The sequence below is a fragment of the Nonomuraea polychroma genome (assembly GCF_004011505.1).
Lineage (GTDB): Bacteria > Actinomycetota > Actinomycetes > Streptosporangiales > Streptosporangiaceae > Nonomuraea > Nonomuraea polychroma.
The window spans coordinates 6,966,910-6,984,948 of the sequence record NZ_SAUN01000001.1 but is presented as its reverse complement, the minus strand read 5'-3'; the positions used below and the strand labels follow the sequence as shown (position 1 = coordinate 6,984,948).

16 protein-coding genes and 1 pseudogene are annotated in these 18,039 nt (G+C 70.9%); 8 read left to right on the top strand and 9 right to left on the bottom strand.

Features of this window, described 5'->3' with window-relative positions; all coding sequences use genetic code 11:
• Positions 1-38: 38 nt before the first annotated feature.
• The 5 genes and pseudogenes from EDD27_RS31835 to EDD27_RS31815 form a co-directional block, all read right to left on the bottom strand.
• Positions 39-2,258 (bottom strand): LLM class flavin-dependent oxidoreductase, encoded by a 2,220-nt coding sequence (locus tag EDD27_RS31835; RefSeq protein WP_127935668.1) that lies wholly within the window; start codon positions 2,256-2,258, stop codon positions 39-41.
• Positions 2,259-2,281: 23 nt separating this feature from the next.
• Positions 2,282-3,169, bottom strand: a pseudogene (locus EDD27_RS31830) (LLM class flavin-dependent oxidoreductase); the annotation flags it as partial.
• A gap of 178 nt (positions 3,170-3,347) precedes the next feature.
• Positions 3,348-3,875: a MarR family winged helix-turn-helix transcriptional regulator gene (locus EDD27_RS31825; protein ID WP_127935666.1), complete on the bottom strand. Its 528-nt coding sequence runs from the start codon at positions 3,873-3,875 to the stop codon at positions 3,348-3,350.
• Positions 3,876-3,919: 44 nt separating this feature from the next.
• Positions 3,920-5,185: an MFS transporter gene (locus EDD27_RS31820; RefSeq protein WP_127935665.1), complete on the bottom strand. Its 1,266-nt coding sequence runs from the start codon at positions 5,183-5,185 to the stop codon at positions 3,920-3,922.
• Between the two features lie 383 nt (positions 5,186-5,568).
• The gene (locus EDD27_RS31815; protein WP_164903867.1) at positions 5,569-7,278 is read right to left on the bottom strand and encodes a serine/threonine-protein kinase; all 1,710 of its coding nucleotides are present in this window, start codon (positions 7,276-7,278) and stop codon (positions 5,569-5,571) included.
• A gap of 154 nt (positions 7,279-7,432) precedes the next feature.
• On the opposite strand from EDD27_RS31815, the gene EDD27_RS31810 reads away from it, so the two are divergent.
• Positions 7,433-7,933, top strand: coding sequence for a MarR family winged helix-turn-helix transcriptional regulator (locus tag EDD27_RS31810; protein WP_164903866.1), 501 nt, complete (start codon positions 7,433-7,435; stop codon positions 7,931-7,933).
• A gap of 329 nt (positions 7,934-8,262) precedes the next feature.
• Positions 8,263-8,418 (top strand): hypothetical protein, encoded by a 156-nt coding sequence (locus EDD27_RS54665; RefSeq protein WP_164903865.1) that lies wholly within the window; start codon positions 8,263-8,265, stop codon positions 8,416-8,418.
• 95 nt (positions 8,419-8,513) lie between these two features.
• Here EDD27_RS54665 and rpsR read toward each other — a convergent pair whose 3' ends face one another.
• Both rpsR and EDD27_RS31800 read right to left on the bottom strand, forming a co-directional pair.
• On the bottom strand, positions 8,514-8,741 hold the full coding sequence (rpsR, locus tag EDD27_RS31805; RefSeq protein WP_127935663.1) for a 30S ribosomal protein S18: 228 nt from the start codon (positions 8,739-8,741) through the stop codon (positions 8,514-8,516).
• Positions 8,738-9,880, bottom strand: coding sequence for a CobW family GTP-binding protein (locus EDD27_RS31800; RefSeq protein ID WP_241564366.1), 1,143 nt, complete (start codon positions 9,878-9,880; stop codon positions 8,738-8,740). Before EDD27_RS31800 ends, rpsR begins: the two co-directional genes overlap by 4 nt.
• 73 nt (positions 9,881-9,953) lie before the next feature.
• Here EDD27_RS31800 and rpmG point away from each other — a divergent pair, with 73 nt between their 5' ends.
• The 4 genes from rpmG to rpmF all read left to right on the top strand — a co-directional run bounded on the left by rpmG (position 9,954) and on the right by rpmF (position 10,909).
• Complete coding sequence (gene rpmG, locus EDD27_RS31795; RefSeq protein WP_127935661.1) at positions 9,954-10,118, top strand: 50S ribosomal protein L33; 165 nt, start codon at positions 9,954-9,956, stop codon at positions 10,116-10,118.
• An 85-nt stretch (positions 10,119-10,203) separates the two neighbouring features.
• Positions 10,204-10,440, top strand: coding sequence for a 50S ribosomal protein L28 (rpmB, locus tag EDD27_RS31790; protein ID WP_127935660.1), 237 nt, complete (start codon positions 10,204-10,206; stop codon positions 10,438-10,440).
• Entirely contained in the window at positions 10,440-10,739 is a 300-nt protein-coding gene (gene rpsN, locus EDD27_RS31785; RefSeq protein ID WP_127935659.1) for a 30S ribosomal protein S14, read from the top strand. The genes rpmB and rpsN overlap by 1 nt, the downstream gene beginning before the upstream one ends.
• A gap of 2 nt (positions 10,740-10,741) precedes the next feature.
• Complete coding sequence (gene rpmF / locus EDD27_RS31780) at positions 10,742-10,909, top strand: 50S ribosomal protein L32 (protein ID WP_127935658.1); 168 nt, start codon at positions 10,742-10,744, stop codon at positions 10,907-10,909.
• Between the two features lie 136 nt (positions 10,910-11,045).
• Here rpmF and EDD27_RS57960 read toward each other — a convergent pair whose 3' ends face one another.
• Positions 11,046-14,366 (bottom strand): S8 family serine peptidase, encoded by a 3,321-nt coding sequence (locus EDD27_RS57960; protein WP_277750765.1) that lies wholly within the window; start codon positions 14,364-14,366, stop codon positions 11,046-11,048.
• Between the two features lie 291 nt (positions 14,367-14,657).
• Between EDD27_RS57960 and EDD27_RS31770 the strand changes: the two genes are divergently transcribed.
• Positions 14,658-15,323: an ATP-binding cassette domain-containing protein gene (locus tag EDD27_RS31770; RefSeq protein ID WP_127935656.1), complete on the top strand. Its 666-nt coding sequence runs from the start codon at positions 14,658-14,660 to the stop codon at positions 15,321-15,323.
• Positions 15,205-16,074 carry an ATP-binding cassette domain-containing protein gene (locus tag EDD27_RS31765; protein ID WP_164903864.1) on the top strand — a complete coding sequence of 290 codons (870 nt, stop codon included), beginning with the start codon at positions 15,205-15,207 and terminating at the stop codon, positions 16,072-16,074. The genes EDD27_RS31770 and EDD27_RS31765 overlap by 119 nt, the downstream gene beginning before the upstream one ends.
• A gap of 55 nt (positions 16,075-16,129) precedes the next feature.
• Here the strand turns inward: EDD27_RS31765 and EDD27_RS55880 are convergent, their stop codons facing one another.
• Positions 16,130-17,956, bottom strand: coding sequence for a hypothetical protein (locus EDD27_RS55880; protein ID WP_206641745.1), 1,827 nt, complete (start codon positions 17,954-17,956; stop codon positions 16,130-16,132).
• Positions 17,957-18,039 lie beyond the last annotated feature (83 nt).

The following is an 18,039-nucleotide window of genomic DNA, read 5'->3' as shown; positions in this document are numbered from 1 at the left end:
CTGGAAACGCCCGGTGATTCACGCGTCGGCGCTGGTTGTCACTCGGCCGGGGTGATGTTGAAGTTGTCGCGGAAGAGGTTGTCGGGGTCGTAGCGGCGTTTGAGCGCGCGCAGCCGCCGCAACGTCTCGCCCGGGAAGGCGTCGTGGACGCGCTCGGGCCGCAGGTCGGTCTCGAAGTTGAGGTAGATCCCGGAGAAGTGCGGCCGCATCTCATCCCAGAGGCGGTCGAGCCGGGCGCGGCTGGAGCCGAAGGCCACCAGCTGGAAGTTCGCCGACCGGCCCGCGTACGCGGTGGCGTCCGCGGGGACGTCGGAGGCCGCCCCGCCCACGGCGCGGATCTGGAAGAAGTACGGCTCACCGCTGTCGATCAGGCGGGCGGCGGCGTCCGCCAGCTCCGGCGTGAGGTGGTCGGCGAGGGCGGAGCGGGTCACCGGCTCCCCCTGGCCGGCGTGCGTGCCGGGCGGCACGTTCATGATCGCCGCATACGGCAGGATCTGGATGCTGTAGTCGAGCAGCGGGGCCACGGCGGCGATGGGCCGCAGCCGGTCGAGCACGGTGCCGGCGTCGCCGGCGTCCACCACGGCCATGACCTGGGCGATCGTCGGCCTGCCCGGGCGGGGCCGGCCGATGATGAGTGAGCTGGTGACGTCCCTGGGCGCGGCCTCGACGGCGGCGCCCCAGCTCCGCAGGAAGCCCGCCGTGTCGGAGGCGTCCATCACGAACTGCGCGAAGCCGACGTCGCCGACCTCGTCCACCTCGAACTCGAAGGCGGTGGCGATGCCGAAGTTCGCCCCCGCTCCGCGCGCGCCCCAGAACAGTTCGGGATGCTCGGTGTCGTCCGCCCTGACCAGAGTGCCGTCGGCCAGCACCATCTCCACGGCACGCAGGTGGTCGAGGGTGAGGCCGTGCTCGCGTACCAGCCAGCCGATGCCGCCGGCGGTGGTGAGCCCGCCGACGCCGACGCCGCCGTAGTCGCCGGAGCTGAGCGCCCACCCGTACGGGGCCAGCGCCGCCGCAACGTCGCTCCAGCGGGCGCCGGGGCCGACGCGGATGCGGCGGGTTCGCTCGTCGAGGATCTCGATGGCGTTCAGCCGGGAGACGTCGATGACGATGCCGCCGCGGTTGGTGGAGCGGCCGCTGATGCCGTGTCCACCGCTGCGGACGGCCAGCTTCACCGGCTGGGTGCGGGCGAAGGCCAGCGCGTCGGCGACCTCGTCCGGTGTGCCCGGCCGCAGGACCAGGCCGGGAGAGCCGCCGCGCAGGTAGGTGGAGCGCACCCGGGCGTAGCCGGCGTCACCGGGCTCGACCCGGGCCAGGTGCGTGGGCACGGCGTCGTAGTCGATGTCCCGATGGCGGCGCCGGCGGACCCGCAGGCTGGGGATCACGGCCTCGGCCTGGCCGCGTGCGGCGCGGTCGGCGGCGACGGCCGCCTTGACCGCGGGCACGATCTGCTCGGCGAACCGGCGCAGGTCGTCGCGGCCCGCGCCGGCCAGCAGGAACGTGCTGATGCCGTGCTCGGTCGCCAGCAGCGCCAGGTCGTCGGCGCAGGGCCGCCCGGAGACCGGGATGACGGCCAGCCGGCGGATCTCCCGCGGGTCCCGTCCGGCGCGGATCGCCGCCTCGTCGATGGTCTTCTGCCGGACGGGCAACTGCGCCAGGTCGCCGAGGACGGTCAGCCAGCCGTCGGCCTGGGCACCGGCCACCTCCAGCAGCTCCGGCTGCGTGCCATCGAGCCATATGGGGATGGTGTGGGCCGGTGCCGGCCCCCGCTCGGCGCCGTCGAGGTGGTAGTGCTCGCCCGCCAGGCGCAAAGGCGCCTGCTCATCGGCGGCCCAGATGCCGCGTACGACCTCGATCGCCTCGTCCAGCGCCGCGGCGGCCTGCGCGGGAGGCAACTGCACGGACCCTTCCGCCTGGCGTGCCTCCCAGCGGCCCGACCCGCTCAGCGCCAGGGCGAACCGGCCGGAGGCCAGCAGGTCCAAACCGGCGGCCGAGCGGCCCAGCACCGCGGGGGGCCGTGCTCCGGCATCGAGCAGGCCGGTGATGCCGATCGTGCGCGTACGCGCGGCGACCCAGCTCATCACCGTCCACACGTCGAGCGCGGCTTCGTCGTGGCGGCCGTCGAAGGCGACCAGGTCCAGGCCGAGTTCCTCGCTCAGCGTGGCGTGGGCGACGGCCTCCTGCGGCGAGGAGGCCCGGCGAGGGAGTGCCGTCGTGTCGATCAGGGCGCCGAACCGCAGGGGTTGGCTGTAGTCCATGCTCAGACCTCTGCCTTCGCCTGGCGGGCCGCCGCCACCAGTTCGCGGGTGGCCGGCGCGACCTGCCGGCCGAAGATCTCCAGGGTCGCCGGGTCGTCGCCCATGAGGATGTAGCCGGAGAATCCGAACTGCCGGGTCAGCAGGGCGAGTTGCTCGGCCCACTGCTCGGGCGGGCCCGACAGCAGCCGGTCGCTGGGCGGGCCGAACTGCCCGCCGATGTTGAGCAGCCGGCGGATGGCGGCGGGATCGCGGCCGGCCTCGACGGCGGCGGCGTCGATGGTCGCGTTCGCCTCGGCGAGCTGGTCCAGGCTCTGCATGTACGGCAGCGACGGCAGCCAGCCGTCGGCCTTGCGGCCGATCAGCCGCAACATCCGCGGCTTGTAGGCGCCCAGCCAGATCCCGATGTCGTGCGCCGGGGCGGGGCCGCGCTTGGCGCCCGCGACCTGGTAGTACGTGCCGTCCACGCGCAGGCGTGTCTTGTTGCCGGCGTCCCAGACACCGCGGATGATGTCGATCGCCTCATCGAGCGCCTGAACGGACTCGCCGGGGCTCAGCCGGCGCCCGCCCATGGCCTCGATGGCGTCCCAGAACCCCCCGGCGCCCAGGCCGAGCTCGAAGCGGCCGCCGCTGAGCAGGTCCAGGCTGGCCGCCGCGCGGGCCAGCACAGCCGGCGGCCGTAGCGGAAGGTTGATCACATTGCCCGTGACGCGGATCCGCTCGGTGCGGGCCGCGACGTAGCTCAGCAGCGTCCAGGTGTCCAAGAAGCCCGATTGGTAGGGATGGTCCTGGAAGGTCGCCAGGTCCAGTCCCGCCTCCTCGGAGGCCTGCGCCAAGTCCAGCACCTGCTCGGGAGCGGTGTTGACAGGGGTGATGAACGACCCGAACAACAGGTCGTGGCCGTAGTCAGCCATGAGTCCCCTGACCCCTTTCATCGATCTGCCGCACAGATGTGTGGCGGAACAAACTGTATGTGGAGAATACGTGTTGCCAAACCGCAGATTTGCCTCGGCTATTCCAAGCCGGGGCAGCACGACAGCGGCCTCCGACGCCGAAGCGCCAGAGGCCGCGATGAGGGATGAAGGCGGGCTGCTACGTGCGAGGGGAACCGGGTCCGGTGCCGAGCACCTCTTCGACCACGACGCAGGGATCGGTGTCCGGCTCGACGGTGCGCGCGCCGCAGGCCGCCCGCCGGAGCAGCTTCCTGAACATCTCGCGCTCGTCCGGGTCCAGCGCCTCCAGAACGCCGTCTTCGACCATCCGCACGCGCCGCTCGAGCTCGCGCAGGGTGGCGGTCCCCTGGTCGGTGGCGACGATCTTGCGCTGCCGCCGGTCGGCCGGGTTGAGCCGGCGCTCCACCAGGCCCGCCTCGACCAGATCGTCGATGAGGTAGGTCAGCACGGTCCGGTCGATGCCCAGATGCGCCGCCAGCGCCAGCTGGCTCGGCTGATCACCGTGGACCACGGTGGACAACGTCTGATAACCACGCGGACCGTGCGGCAGATCGCCCAGCACCGACTCCAGCGAGCCGTGGAGCGCCCGCAACAGCACGCCAAGGGACCAGCCGAAATCTCCCTCGGCATGCTCGGCCGCCGGCGAGTGCGTCCCGTTGGTGCTCATGAATTCGACTATACGGCGGGAGTGCCGCCCCACTGTCCCGGCGATCACCTGGGCGTTCGCTGGAGGACCATCCTCGCCGGGTCGACCAGGAGGAGGCCCGCGATGCCGAGCACGGGAAGGAGGGTGAGCTGCCAGAGGCCGGCGCCGCCCCAGCCCACGGCGCCTACCAGGCGGGCGAACAGCAGCCCGGAGAAGGCGGCGGCGACGTAGTAGGTGAGGATGAACAGGCCGGCGCCGCGGCCGACGTGGTGCGGGCGGACGGCGCGCTGCATCGCGGTGGAGCAGTTGGTGAACAGGAAGCCGCTGGCGAACGTGCCCATCAGGAAGGACAGCAGGTACTGCGCCGGGACCGAGGTGGTGACCTGGTACATCAGGTACGCGGTGACCGAGGTGGCGGCCATGGCGAACATCAGGAGGCGGGGCTGGTTGAGCCGGTCGCCCAGCCAGCCGGCCGGCAGGGCCATCATGGCGCCCAGGCCGCCCATGGACACGGCGAAGGCCGCCTGGTCGGGGGCGAAACCGAGCCCCTCGCGCAGGAAGGTCGGATAGAGGCCGAGGTAGCCGTAGAAGACCAGGCCGGACACGGCGCAGGCGATGCCCACGCCGAGGGTGTTGCGGTTGTAAGGGGATGCCGGCACGTGGTCGTAGGACGCGGCGCCGGGCTCGGTGCCGGCGCCCGTGACCGCCTCAGTCATCGTGCGCGACACCGTGGCGGCGATGATCAAGCTCATGACGAGACCGGCGGCGGCGAACAGGAAGAACGGCGCACGCCAGGTTCCCCAGCTCTCGGCGATGCCGGTGCCGATCAGCGGGCCGAGGAAGACGCCCAGGCCGAAGGCAACCCCCACGACCCCGGCGGCCAGCGCGCGGCGGTGGAAGAAGAACGCCCCGATCACCGCGTACAGCGCGGTGGCCTGGACGCCCTCGCCGACACCGGACAGCAGACGGTAGGCGCTCATGTCGGCGAAGCCCACGGACAGCGGGATGGCGAGCGTGCCGAGGGAGTAGACGAGCACGCTGACGAGGATGATGGCCTTGCGTGAAAGCCGGTCGGCCAGATAGCCGGCCGGAGGCCCGGCGAGCGCGAGTCCCAGGGTGAAGCCGGTGGCCAGCAGCCCACCTTGGTCAAGGGAGAAGCCGAGCTCGGCCCTGATCTCCGGCAAGAGGGGATAGAAGATCTGCCGGTCCATCGCATTGAGCATGTACGAGGCGCAGAGGACCGCGAAGCCGATCGCGACGGAGGCTTTCGTCAACTGCTGGGAACTCGCGGGGGAGGTGCCGCCTTGGGGACGCTCGGCGGTGCTGCTCATCTGGTGCTCCTATGTGCGGAGACAGCTTCAACGGACAATCGTCCGTACAACGGTCGCGTAAGTGGACTCAGAATGAATGCGCGACGCGATCGCTGTCAAGAGCCTCGTGGTGCGGGGCATCCATCGAAGGCGGACAGTCGTCCGTAACATGGCGGCTCCCGGCCATGGCCGCCTCTTAGCGCTGGAGGTCTGGCGATGGCAAGGCGACGGTTGTTAGGCCTCCTGTGCGCCTTGGGGATGCTGGTCGGCTTGGTCGCGGCGGTGCAGGCGCCGCTCCACCAGCGGTGGGCGGTTCGGTCCGCGATCACAGGGGAAGGGGCGAGCACTCCCACGGCCGTCGCGTCGGTGAGCGCGACGGCCGCTCCCATGGTCTCGGCCCGCGGCTACCAGAGAACCCAGGGGCTCTCCACGCCGCCGCCGAAATTGGCCGTGCCCGTTTTCCTCCAGCGCTGGCGCACGTCGATCTTGGCTCCGACACGCGGAGTGGTGGCCTTGAAGGGGCCGCACGTGACAACCTCACCCGCGGTCGACGGGGAGACGTTCGCGCAGATGAAGGGCTGGGAGAGGTTCTTTTCCGCGTCGCTGTTGTACAACTGGACGTGGATGTCCGACCGTACCGAGCTCGATCCCCTGATCTTCCCCAGCAGGTAGAAGGTGTCGCCGACCAGGGCCATGCAGGGCGCCATCTCCGTGCCGCTGCCGGTGCCCGCGGAGGCCCACTCACGGCATCGCCAGTTCGGCGCCGGGTCCCGCTCCGGGGGCTCGGCCGGGCGGTCGTCGTCCGTAGGATCGGCCGTGCCGGGCGTCGATTGATTCGGCTGGGGAGTCCGGACGCGCCGCGTCTCAGGTTCGGTCGAGCTGGGTGGGGTGGCCGGTTCAGAAACGGTCGTCTCGGGGGCGCGCTTCCGCTCCGTCCGCACTCTCGGTGAACGTACCGGGGAGCTTGCCACTTCGGTCGATGGGGTTTCGGCTGTGGCGGCCGGCTCCTCGGTCGATTGCGTTGAGGCGCCGGCCGCGACGGGTGCGACCCCCGCGTCCGTGGCCCGCCACGGTGCCACGACGGCCACGGCCGCCGCGCTGAGCACCAGCGCCGTGCAGGTGGTCGCGACGATGACCAGGCGCTGCCGGGCTCGCCCGCGCCGGGTCGAGGTCACGGTGCCGTGGCCGGCGGCGGAAGCCGGGGGTGCGGTGGTGAGGCCGTCCGTTCCAGCAACCTGAGGATCGCCAGGGGCAGGCGGGACCGTCGAAGGGAGGGCCTCGGAGGTTACGGACGGAGCTTCTTCTCTGGGGACTCGAGGCAGGGCGGGCCATCCGGCCAGAGACGCCGCCGCCCCGCTCAGCGCCGCCGCCACCTCCCGGGCACCGGGGCGTCCGGCCGGATCCTTCGCCGCGCAGGCCGAGATGACCGACCACAAGGCGTCAGGCATTCCCGGCAGCCGCCGGGGCATGGCCGTCGCATGCTGCCGGAGCAGGGCCATCGGGTGGTCGCCGACGAAGGGCGGGCGTCCGGCGAGCAGCTCGTACACGATCAGGCCGAGGGCGTACACGTCCACCGCCGGGGTGGGGGCACTGCCTTCGGCCACCTCGGGAGACAGGTACGCGGGCGTGCCGATGATCGAGGTGGTCTGGGTGAGACCCGGACCGTGGACGATGCGGGCCACGCCGAAATCCGTCAGGCGTACCTGCCCCGTGGCCCCGTCGATGAGGACGTTCCCCGGCTTGATGTCACGGTGCACGATGCCCACTTCATGCGCGAACGCCAGCGCGTCGGCGACCTGGGCCATCAGCCGGGCCATCTCCGCCGGGGGCAGTGTGCCGCGCTGCTGGAGCAGGGTACGGAGATCTCCGCCCTCAACCAGATCCATCACGAGAGCGAGGCGCTCTCCCTCGATGACGAAGTCGCGCACCGTGACGATGTTGGGATGCCGGAGGGTCCGCATCATGTTGCGTTCCTGCACGAACCGCAGCACCAGGTCCTGGTCGCCGGCGAAGCTCTCACGCAGCAGCTTCACCGCCACGGTGTCCCCGGTGTCGCGCTGCCGTGCCCGCCAGACGGTCCCCATCGCGCCGGCGCCGATCTCGTCCAAGAGCACGTACCGGCTCCCCAGAGACGCCTCGGACCCGCCGCCCGTAGCCATCAACTGTGTCCCCCTCCGACAGATGGAGATCACAATAGTCAGGTAGATCAGAAGCGGGGAAAACGTCTCATCGTAACAGCACTTATATTAGTGCTGTTACAATGGGCTCATGGTCGATCCCCATGCACCTGATCCCACCCATGAGAGCCTCTGGCGGCCTCTGCGGCTGCTTCAGGCGTCGATGGACGCGGACATCGCCCGCGTCTACTCCGACAAGCGCATCAAGGGACTCAAGCCGAGCTTCGTGATGGAGCTGCTCCGGCTCCACGCCCACGGGCCGATGACCATCTCCGAGCTGGCCGAGTCGGTCGGCCGGACGCATTCGGCACTCAGCCAGAAGGTGGCGGCGATGCGGGCGGGCGGCTGGGTCCGGACCGTGCCGGGCGACGACGCGCGCAGCAAGAAGGTGACGCTCACGGACAAGGCCCGCGGCGTCGTCGGCCGTCTGGCGGCGGAATGGCGGGCCACCGAGGCCGCCATTGCCGAGATCGAGGGCGAGATCCCCTACCCGCTCAGCCGGGTGGTCGCCGACATCGAGCACGTCCTCGCACGCAAGAGCTTCCACGACCGGATCGCCGAGAAGCTGGCAGAGGACCCCGCGTGGGAGTGAGGCGCGCGGCCGGCCGCGTCGAAAGTCGGGCAGAAGGCCTTGGGATTTGTCCTCCGCTGAGCATTGTGCGGTGGACCACGATCCTGTAAGACGATCTCGGCCCAGCATGTCCATGCCGAGCCGCACGAGCAGGGGAGGGAATCGGGCTCACCACCGTCAACCGGGCGCTCACGTCGATGGCGACGGCCGTCCTTGGCGTGGCGCTCCCGCCGACCGGCGTGCAGACACCCTGAACGCCGGCAGCCGGCGCGAGTTTCGGCATAGCGTTAATTATGTCAGCAACAGACCGATAACTGACCTTCAGTGAAGAATCGGTAAGGAGCCTGGACATGACAGTCGCCGCCGAACACGGCCAGCACACCGAGCACGCCCACGAGCACGGGCCCGGCTGTGGGCATGTGGCCGTTCCGCATGCCGATCACGTCGACTATGTCCACGACGGGCACCGCCACGCCTCCCACGAAGGGCACTGGGACGACCACTGAACGCCCCGTTGATCGTCGGCCAGGCCTGCCGAACGCCTGCGGGCATCCGGCAGGCCCAGGCCGCCCGTGCCGAGAGACCCGGGCAGTGCGGTCGTTCAGGCGCCGGGACGGGAGGCGTAGGGGAGCAGGGCCATCTCACGGGCGTTCTTGATGGCCTGGGCGATCTGGCGTTGCTGCTGCACGGTGACGCCGGTGACGCGGCGGCTGCGGATCTTGCCCCGGTCGGAGACGAACTTCCGCAGCAGGTTGGTGTCCTTGTAGTCGATGCGGTCGACGTGCAGGAGCGGATTGGGCTTCTTGCGCGGGGTGCGGCGGTTTTTCATGCGTTCTCCCTGAGGGTGAGGATGGCGGCGAACGGGTCGTCGTAGTGGGTCCAGGCGTCGGGGCCGGCGCTTTCCTCCGCCTCGGTGAGCAGGCAGGAGTCGAGCAGCGCGTGGAAGCGGCCGACGTCGAGGTCGGGGCCGGTGAAGACGAGGTGCTGGACGCGGTCGCCGCGCTCGGGGTGCCAGTCGAGGGTGGCGGCCAGGCGGCGGGCGGGAGAGATCAGGTCCCAGGCGGCCTCGGGCAGCGCGGCGAGCCAGGGGCCGGCGTCCTCGACCGAGACGATCCCGGCCACGGCGTCCCAGGCCAGCAGCTGCTCCGGCCGGGTGGCCAGCCAGAAGCGGCCGCGTGAGCGTACCGACTCGACGACCAGCTCGTCCACGGCCTCGAAGAAGCGGCCGGGATGCAGCGGGCGGCGGCTGCGCCACACCGTGGTGACGATCTCGTCGGTCTGGGCGTCGCAGGGCAGCTGCGCGGTGGCGGGATCCACTCGTTCGGCCAGTTCGGCGGTGCACACGGCCGCGCCGCTGACCGGCGGCAGAGTGGGGACCGCGTGGACAGGGCTGATGGGCGCGAGGTGGGCGAGCACCCGGCGCGACAGGTCCTGGTCGTCCTCGTCGCCGCCGTACAACACCAGGCCGGTGGCGTACTCGAGCTGCCTGGCCAGGACCTCGGCCAGGTAGCGCTGGTCGGCGGCGGCCGCGGGCTTGCCGACGTCTCTGAGCTGTTCGCCGCGGGTGATGTCGTCGGGCAGGGCCTCGGCGTCCAGCGCGGTGAGAACGGCGGTGAGCCGCAGCACGTCGCGGGCTTCGTCGCAGTCGACGGCCTCGGCCACCGAGCGCGGCTCCACTGAGTCCCACAGGTCCACGATCAGCAGTGCCGCGCGGGGCGCCAGCGCGACGAGCTGGGGGAGCAGGTCTTCACGCACGGTGCAGGTGACGCAGCCGTGGGCGAGGCACACCTCGGCGGTGTCCAGCACGCCTGTGGTGTCGCGGACGCTGCGGTGGACGCGGTCCTGAGTGACCTCGCGCAGGTCGTGGTGGATGGCGATGGATCCCGGATGGTCGGCCAGCAGCCGCTCGACGGCGGCGGTACGGGCCGCGCCGTGCAGTCCCGCGACCAGGACAACGGGGGTGGGCACTGAGCCTCCAGTTGCGGTGATGAAAATCGTTGTCGTTATCATGTCACAACGCCGCAAGCAGAAAGGAACCGCTGTGGCCAGAAACGAGCTCCGCCCCGTGATCAAACTCCGATCCACGGCAGGCACCGGCTACACCTACGTGACCAGAAAGAACCGCAGAAACAACCCCGACAGGCTCACCCTTCGCAAGTACGACCCGACCATCCGCCGGCACGTGCTCTTCCGGGAGGAGCGATGACGAAGGGCTGCTCCACCGGCCGCAGCCGCGTCCTGGACACCGCCGGGCGGGTCGAGCGGATCAACCAGAGTTACGGAAGGACCTGATGTCCGCGTACTGCCAGCTGACCGGCGTCAAGCCGGTCTTCGGCAACAACGTCTCCCACTCCCACCGGCGCACCCGGCGACGCTGGAACCCCAACATTCAGCGCCGCCGCTACTGGCTGCCCAGCGAGGGCCGCTTCGTCCAGCTCACGGTGAGCGCCCGTGCGATCAAGACCATCGACAAGATCGGCATCGAGCAGGCCGTCGCCCGGATCCGGGCCCGAGGAGAGAAGGTGTGATGGCGAAGAAGAGCAAGATCGCCGCCAACGAGCGGCGCAAGGCCGTGGTGCTGCGGTACGCGGAACGGCGGGCCGCGCTGAAGGAGATCATCCGCACCGGCGCCCCGCAGGAACGCGACCAGGCCATGCGCGAGCTCGCCCGCCAGCCGCGCGACGCCAGTGCCACTCGCGTGCGCAACCGCGACTCCGTCGACGGCCGCCCCCGCGGGCACCTCACCAAGTTCGGCCTCTCCCGCGTGCGCTTCCGCGAGATGGCCCATCGCGGGGAACTGCCCGGCATCACGAAGGCGAGCTGGTAACCGTGGCCGTACCCAAGCGCAAGACCTCGCGCAGCAACACCCGCCACCGTCGCAGCCAGTGGAAGGCCGCCGCGCCGGACCTGGTGCCGATCACCGTGAACGGCCGCCAGGTGCTCGTGCCCCGGCCGCTGATCCGCGCCTACCAGCGGGGGTTGATCACCATCGACTGAGGTGGCCCCGGCACCCGATCGTCCACAGGCAAGCCGGCGCCTCAGAGCCGGTGGACGCCCCGGTGGCCGATCGCTGACGGCCTACTGCCCTGCGCGGCAGCCGCGGGCGGTTGTGCCGCCCGCGGCTGCGGTCAGATCATTGGACGGTTATCTTGTCCACTTCGACGGTGATCCCGCGGACCTGCGGTGTCGAGGTGGCCGTCGTCACCTTGCCGACACCCGGGCTGACCCCCTTGACCTTCATCGAGTACGTCAGGGAGCCGCCGGGAACCGCGGGTGTGCTCTTGACGACGAGATCTCCGGTGGGCAGCCCGGTGATCTGGTCGCCCGCGGTGCCCTCCCGGTTCTCGGCGCCCACGGTCAGGCCGTAGCTCGCCGGAGGCGCGCCGGGCAGGTTGGCCGGGTCGTAGGCGTAGCTGATGTCCTCCGCGCCGTTGAGCCCGATCCACTGCTGGAACACCTTGGTGTCGGTGGTGCCGAAGAGGTTCAGCCGCCACTCCACCACCAGCCAGCTGCTGGCCCCGTCGGACAGGATCGTGGCGAGGACGCCCGGGGCGCCGGTGCCGTCGAGGTCGGTCCAGTAAGGGGCGAGCACGCCGTTCGGGCGCGCCGGGTCGGGCAGCGTTTGCGGGGTGAACGTGATGTCGCCGGAGGTGGCGCCGCCCGCGACGCTGTAGCCGTTGGAGGTCACGCCGAGCCTGGTGTAGCTCTCGCCGGCGAAGGTGAACGCGGGAAGGGTGAAGTTCACCGCCTGCTCGTCACCGATCGGGATCGGAGTGACGCCGAAGGAGTCCAGCGGGACGTACCCGGCCGGTCCCGCACCCGGTGCGATCGTCGGCCTGGCGGGCTGCCTGGCGGCCAGTGTCGCCTTCGTGGTCGCGACCTGGGTGCCGATCTTGGTGGCTCCCGTGACGCTGTTCAGGCGCAGGCGGGCGTCGAGCGTGCTGAGAGCGGTCACCTCCGCGTTCTCGAGCGTGTTGTTCTGGACGGTGACCGTGCAGGTGGACTCGCCGGTGTTCCTGGCGACGGTGTCCGGCGCGCAGGTCTGGTCGACCGGCACCGCGCCCTCCTTGCGGAAGAACGCCACCGGCAGGTGCAGCGCGCGGGAGCCGCCGACCTGCTTGAGGTCCACCTGGCCGAAGTACTGCCCGTCGGGCAGGTCGGGCGCGGTGATGACCACGCTCAGCTTGGCGCTCTTGCCCGGTGCGACGGAGAAGCGCGGCGGCAGCACCGTGATGTCGGCGCCGCTGACCGTCTTGCCCGAGGTGGTGAACGTGAGCGTCTTGTTTGTCACGTTCGTGACCGTGCGCTTGGCGGTGATGACGCCCGGCATGGTCGGGGCGTTCACCGAGGGCAGGTTGAGGTCGATCCGGTTGAGCGGATCGGCGGCCGAGGCGACGAAGCCGGCCGCGCTCTCGTCCAGCGTCAGACCGGGATCGCCGGCCTTGGTCAGGTCGATGCGCCCGCCTCCCATGTCGAACGGGTCCGCCGGGGTGGTCCGGTCCTGCTTGGTGACCGCGGTCTTGGCCGTGGTCTCCAGTGCGGACTTCACCTGTCCGGGGGTCCAGCCGGGATGCAGGGCGAACAGCAGCGCGGCCGCCCCCGCCACGTGCGGCGCCGACATGGACGTGCCCGAGATCACCTGGTAGAGGTTGCCCGGAGGTCCTCCGAGAGGCGACTCGGGAGTGGGGGTCATGCCCGCCATGATGTGCAGGCCGGGCGCGGTGACGTCCGGTTTGAGGAAGTCCCCGCCGGGGCCGCGCGAGGAGAAGTGCGTGATCGCGTCGCCCTGCCAGGTGCTCTTGGCGCCCTGGGTGAAGGAGGCGGCCGCGTCCGGGTGCGCGGACAGGAAGCTCAGCAGAGTGTCGGCCTCCGGCTTGTCGACGTGCACCGACGGGATCCAGTGGGCGTCGGTGAAGACGTCGAACGGGAAGCTGTTGTAGAGGATCATCCCGGCCGCGCCGCCCTGCATGACGTTGTAGCCCTTCAGCACCCGGTTCGGGCCGCGTTCGCAGGCGACGATCTTGCCGGTGAACAGCCCGGCGGGCGCCGGCGCGTCACACAGCGGCCGCGAGTACGGCGGCGCCGAGGCGAGCACCACGGGCAGCGGCGAGCCGATCCCTGGCGTGATCGAGGCGCCCTTGATCGTCGCCGTGGCGCCGCCGCCGGTCAGCGTGATCGTGGACTGGAACGTCCTGGTCTGCGTGGAGGCCGCCACCGTGGTCGTCCAGGGGCCGAGGTGGTCGGTGGTGTCCGGGCCGGGCCCGGAGTTGCCCGCCGACGCCGAGACCAGCACGCCCGCCGCGTACGCGTCGAGGAACGCCAGCTCCACCGGGTCGCTGTACGGGTCGCTGCCGCCGGAGATCGAGAAGTTGATGACCCGGACACCGTCCAGGATGGCCCGCGCCACCGCCTGCGCCGAGTCCGACTGGAAGCAGCCCTCCGCGCCGCACACCTTGTAGACCGAGACCGCGGCGCCGGGCGCGATGCCGTGGATCGGGCCGCGGCTGATGCCCAGCGGGTTCGCGTCGGCCACCGGCCCGCCGGCCGACGTGCTGGCGGTGTGGGTGCCGTGGCCGTTGGAGTCACGGGCGCTGTCGGGATAGACCTCGCCGCCGAAGACCGCGTTGTACGTCTCCAGGAAGGGCTGCCCGCCGATGAGCTTGTTGTTGCAGGTGAACGGGTCGCTGGCCGGAGTCGTCGGGTTGTCGCCGAAGTCGCACACCCGCGGCGAGCCGTCCTTGGTCGGCCCGGGATCGGGCAGGCCGGATCGGGCGGCGAAGGACGGGTGCTCGGGCCAGGCGCCGGTGTCCAGCACGCCCACGATCACGCCCTTGCCGGCCGAGTCGCTGCCGCCGAGCTGCTTGTAGACGGTGCCGGCGCCGATGAAGGCCGGGCTGGAGTCGGTGAGGAGTTGCTGGGGCTTGTCCTCCTGCACGGCGACCGCGCCGGGCAGCTTCAGCACCTCGGCCGCCTTGTCGCCGGGGATGCGCAGCGCGATGCCGCCGTACACCGTCCTGATCCGCTGGCCGACCACGGCCCCTGGGACCTTCCTGGTCAGCTCGGCGAGGAAGGCGTTCTCAACCTCCTCGATGTGCTGGCCGTACCTCCTGGCCTCGGAGCTCCTGGTGTCGAGAGCCCTGCCGGTGACGGAGGGGCTCGTACCCGGCAGGCCGGGCAGGCCGCCCTGGTAGGCGGCCAGCGAGTCGTAGTCCAGCTTGACCACGATGTTGACCGGTTTGGATGACGTGTTACGCAGCAGGGCCTGGTCGCTCTTGGCGAGCTTGCCCGTCGGGGACTTGGCGCCGTCGACGACCTCGGCGGGGGTGAGGGGAGTGGCCGTCCACTTCTTCGCCGTCGGGGACGGCGTCGGCGGCGTGGGGGTTGCGAGGGCCGCCGCGGGCCCCATGGCGACGACGACGCTCAGGCCCACAGCGACCGGGACAAGCCGCCGCACGCGGGATAAGAGGGTGCTGGATGACACGAAGTACCTCCGCTTCGAAGGGCTGCGTGGACCCGCCAGGCCGCCCGGGAGGCGTCATGTCACCCCGTTCGAAGGCACACCGGAGAGATCACTGACCCTCCCCGGTGGGTGACGAGCGGAACTTCTGCCCGGTAGGGCGTCGGTTCCGAACCGGAGTGTAAGCAGCGATCTCCTGACCGGGAACCCTACTGACTTGCCAGAATCCTGTCGGCAATCCGGCACATTTGGTCATAGGGCCGCGTCGAGCAGGCAGCGTGGAGTCCCGTGCAACTCGTCGGTGACCACGCGACCGGCCACGCCGAACACGTCTGCCAGCAATTCCGGCGTGATCACGTCCTTCGGCTTGCCGTCGTCCCACACCCACCGTCCGGCGCGGGCAAGAGCACGCTGGCGGCCCTCCTGCAGCGTCACTACGACCCGGACGAGGGGACGATCAGCATCGGTGGGGTCGACGTAGGCGAGCTCATCCTCGACGCGCTGCGCGGTGGCATCGCCGTCGTGGCGCAGGACACCTATCTCTTCCATGGCGCGGTGGCCGAGAACCTGCGCCTGGCCCGCCCGGACGCCACCGACGAGGACCTCGTCGCCGCCGCCCGGCTGGCCGCCGCCCACGACTTCATCACCGAGCTGTCCGACGGCTACGACACGCGGCTGGGCGAGCGCGGGGCGACGCTGTCGGGCGGGCAGCGGCAGCGCCTGGCCATCGCGCGGGCGCTGCTGGCCGACGCCCCCGTCCTGGTGCTCGACGAGGCCACTCACCGATCTGCTCATCGCCGTCGCGGCGGCCGGGACGCTGCTGCTGGTCGCCACGGTGATCCGGGCTCCGGCGGACGCGCCGGTGGCCATGGTGCTGGCGGCCAGCTCGCTCGGTCCGGCGGCGCAGGTGGCGCTGCTGCTGAAGGAGTACGGCACGTTGCGCGCGGCGGCTGATCGGGTGCACACGCTGGTCACCGCGCCGGCCAACGTGCCCGCGCCACGAGAGGTCCTGGAGGTGGCCGACCGGCCGGAGGTGGTCTTCGAGGACGTGCGCTTCCGGTACACGCCCGACGGGCCCGAAGTGCTGCGCGGGGTGTCCTTCCGCGTGCCGTACGGCAAGACCGTCGCCCTGGTCGGCGCCTCCGGTGCGGGCAAGTCCACGTGTGTGTCGCTGCTGCTGCGCTACTGGGACCCGGACGGCGGGCGCATCCTGGTGGGCGGTGTGCCGCTGCCCCGCATCGCGGACCTGCACCGGCACGTCACGGTGGTGCCGCAGGACGTGCACCTGTTCGCCGGCACGATCGAGCAGAACGTACGGTTAGGCGCCCCCGGCGCGGACGTGGCGAGCGCTCTGCGCGTCGCCCAGCTCGCCATCGACCCGGAGCTCGTGGTCGGCGAGCGGGGGGTGACGCTCTCCGGCGGCCAGCGGGCCAGGGTGGCCGTGGCCCGGGCGCTCGCCACAGGGGCGCCGGTGCTCGTGCTGGACGAGGCCGTGGCCAACCTCGACACCGACAACGAGGCCCGGCTCGTCGAGGCGCTCCAGGAAGCGGCCGCCGGCCGGGCCACGCTCGTCATCGCGCACCGCCTGTCCACCATCCGCCGAGCCGACCACATCGTGCTCCTGGAGGAAGGCCGCGTGGCCGCAGAGGGCTCCTACGCCGAGCTCAGCGAGCGGCTGTCCCACCTGTTCGTGGGACAGCCGTGAGGTCGCAGCGACGATGTGTACGCCGGTGGGGCGGATCACCGGCGTACACCTCACGTCACCTCTGGCAGTGCACCGGGTAGGCGGCTTCCATGGCGGGCTTGTTGTGGTTCAGCACCTCGAGCCGGACGACGCCGTCCGTCTTCGGGTTCCGGGTCCAGTGGTAGGCCTGCGCCTGCAGGAACCCGGCCTCCCCGGTCTTGCTCGTGACCGTGTCCTGCGGCTTGCCGTCGATGACCCACCGGTACGAGATCTCCGTTCCCGCGGCGGCGAGCAGCGTGGCGTGCGCGGTGGGGTACGGCGCGTCGGCGCAGTCGCCGTAGTAGGCCATCGGGCGGAAGCTGCCGAACCGCACCGTGCCCGGCTCGGGAGTCTGCGTCCAGCATGTGCGGCTGTAAGGCGCTTCCTTGGCCACCTTGTTGTGGTTGAGCAGTTCGATGCGGACGGTGCCGGTCTTGGTCGTCTTCGTCCAGTCGTACCAGAAGTCGTAGAGGGACAGGAGACGCCCCGCCAGGAGCTTTTGAGTCCTGGTCACACCGGGCTTGCCGTCGACCACGACACGGTAGCTGACCTCGGTGTCCCGGTCGGACACGACCCTCGCACTGGCGCTGAGCGCGTAGTAGGAGGTGCAGTCGCCCTGGTAGACCGGGGTGAGCACGTCGTGCATGACCACCTTGGCGGGCTCGGGCTCGGCCTCGCACGTGACGGTGAACCGCCGCTCGGCGGGCTCGGACGGACCGCCCTGGGCGAGCAGACCCACGCTGTGGCCGCCATCGGCGGTGATCTGCCAGATGGCGGAGGTGTACTGGGAACGGGGCTGGTCGCTCGCCGGGAAGTCCACGGTGTGCTCCCGCCACTTCACGCCGTCCAGCAGCCACCAGAAGGTGACCTTCTGCGCCGCTCCGGCGGGGAGGTTGATGGTGCCCGTGGCCTCGTACGCGATGGGCTCCGCGCAGCTGCCCTCGTAGTCGCCGGGCAGGAGGCTGACGATCTGCGGCGTCGGCTTCTGACCGGGCTGGCCCGTAGGCGTCGTCGTCGGCGTGCCTGTGGGGGTGGGGGTGCCGGTCGGCGTGGGGGTGCCCGTCGGGGTGGCGGTGCCGGTCGGGGTGGGTGTGCCGGTCGGCGTCGGTGTCGGGCCCGGCTTGCAGGTCACCTTGTACGTGGCCCGCCCGGAGTCGTGGCCGCCCGCGCTGAGGATGTGGATGGCCTTCCAGCCGCTCATGGAGCTCCCCACGCTGAGCGGCAGCGTGACCTGGCGGACGCGCGGGCCGCCGGCGGCGAAGTACAGAGACTCGGGACGTCCCTCCCCGGTGGTGCTGTCGATCCACTGGTAGTCGACCTTGGCCGGGGTCCGCGACACCTGGATGGTCCCGGTGAACGTCACCGTCGTCGGGCAGGCGCCGTTGTGGGTCGCCGGGCTGACGTCGACATCGGCGGCGGACACCAGCGGCCGGCCTGTGGCGGCGGCGGGCAGCGTGTGGGAAGAGTCCCACACCCGGGAGGGTCCCTCACACGCGACCGTGAACCGGGCCTTGCTCGACAACCCCCGCTTACCGAGGACCTCGACCGCCTGCCAGCCGGACGTCGTGCGGTCGAACGTCTGCCGATCCCGTACCACCACCTTGCGCGCGCCGTTGACGCGGAAGCTCTTGATCGCGCCCTTGCTGCCGTCACCGCGCACCCACCGGTAGCGAACGGTGCCCTTGCCCTTGGCCGCGACCACGGCGGAGAAGCCGACCGTGGTGGGGCAGGCGCCGGAACGCTTGGCGGGGCTTGCCTTGACCTGCGCCACCGCCGTCTTCATCGCGGGCGCGGCGAGAGCTGGAGGAGCGGCCAGCAGGCCACTGAGCATCGCAATGCCCAGCAGCAACGCTGTCCTCTTCATGGGGTCCCTTTCTCTGTCTGGAAAGAGACCATGATCGCGAGCAGGACTTGGAAGTCACTGCAATCCCACTTGTAACAGTGGGC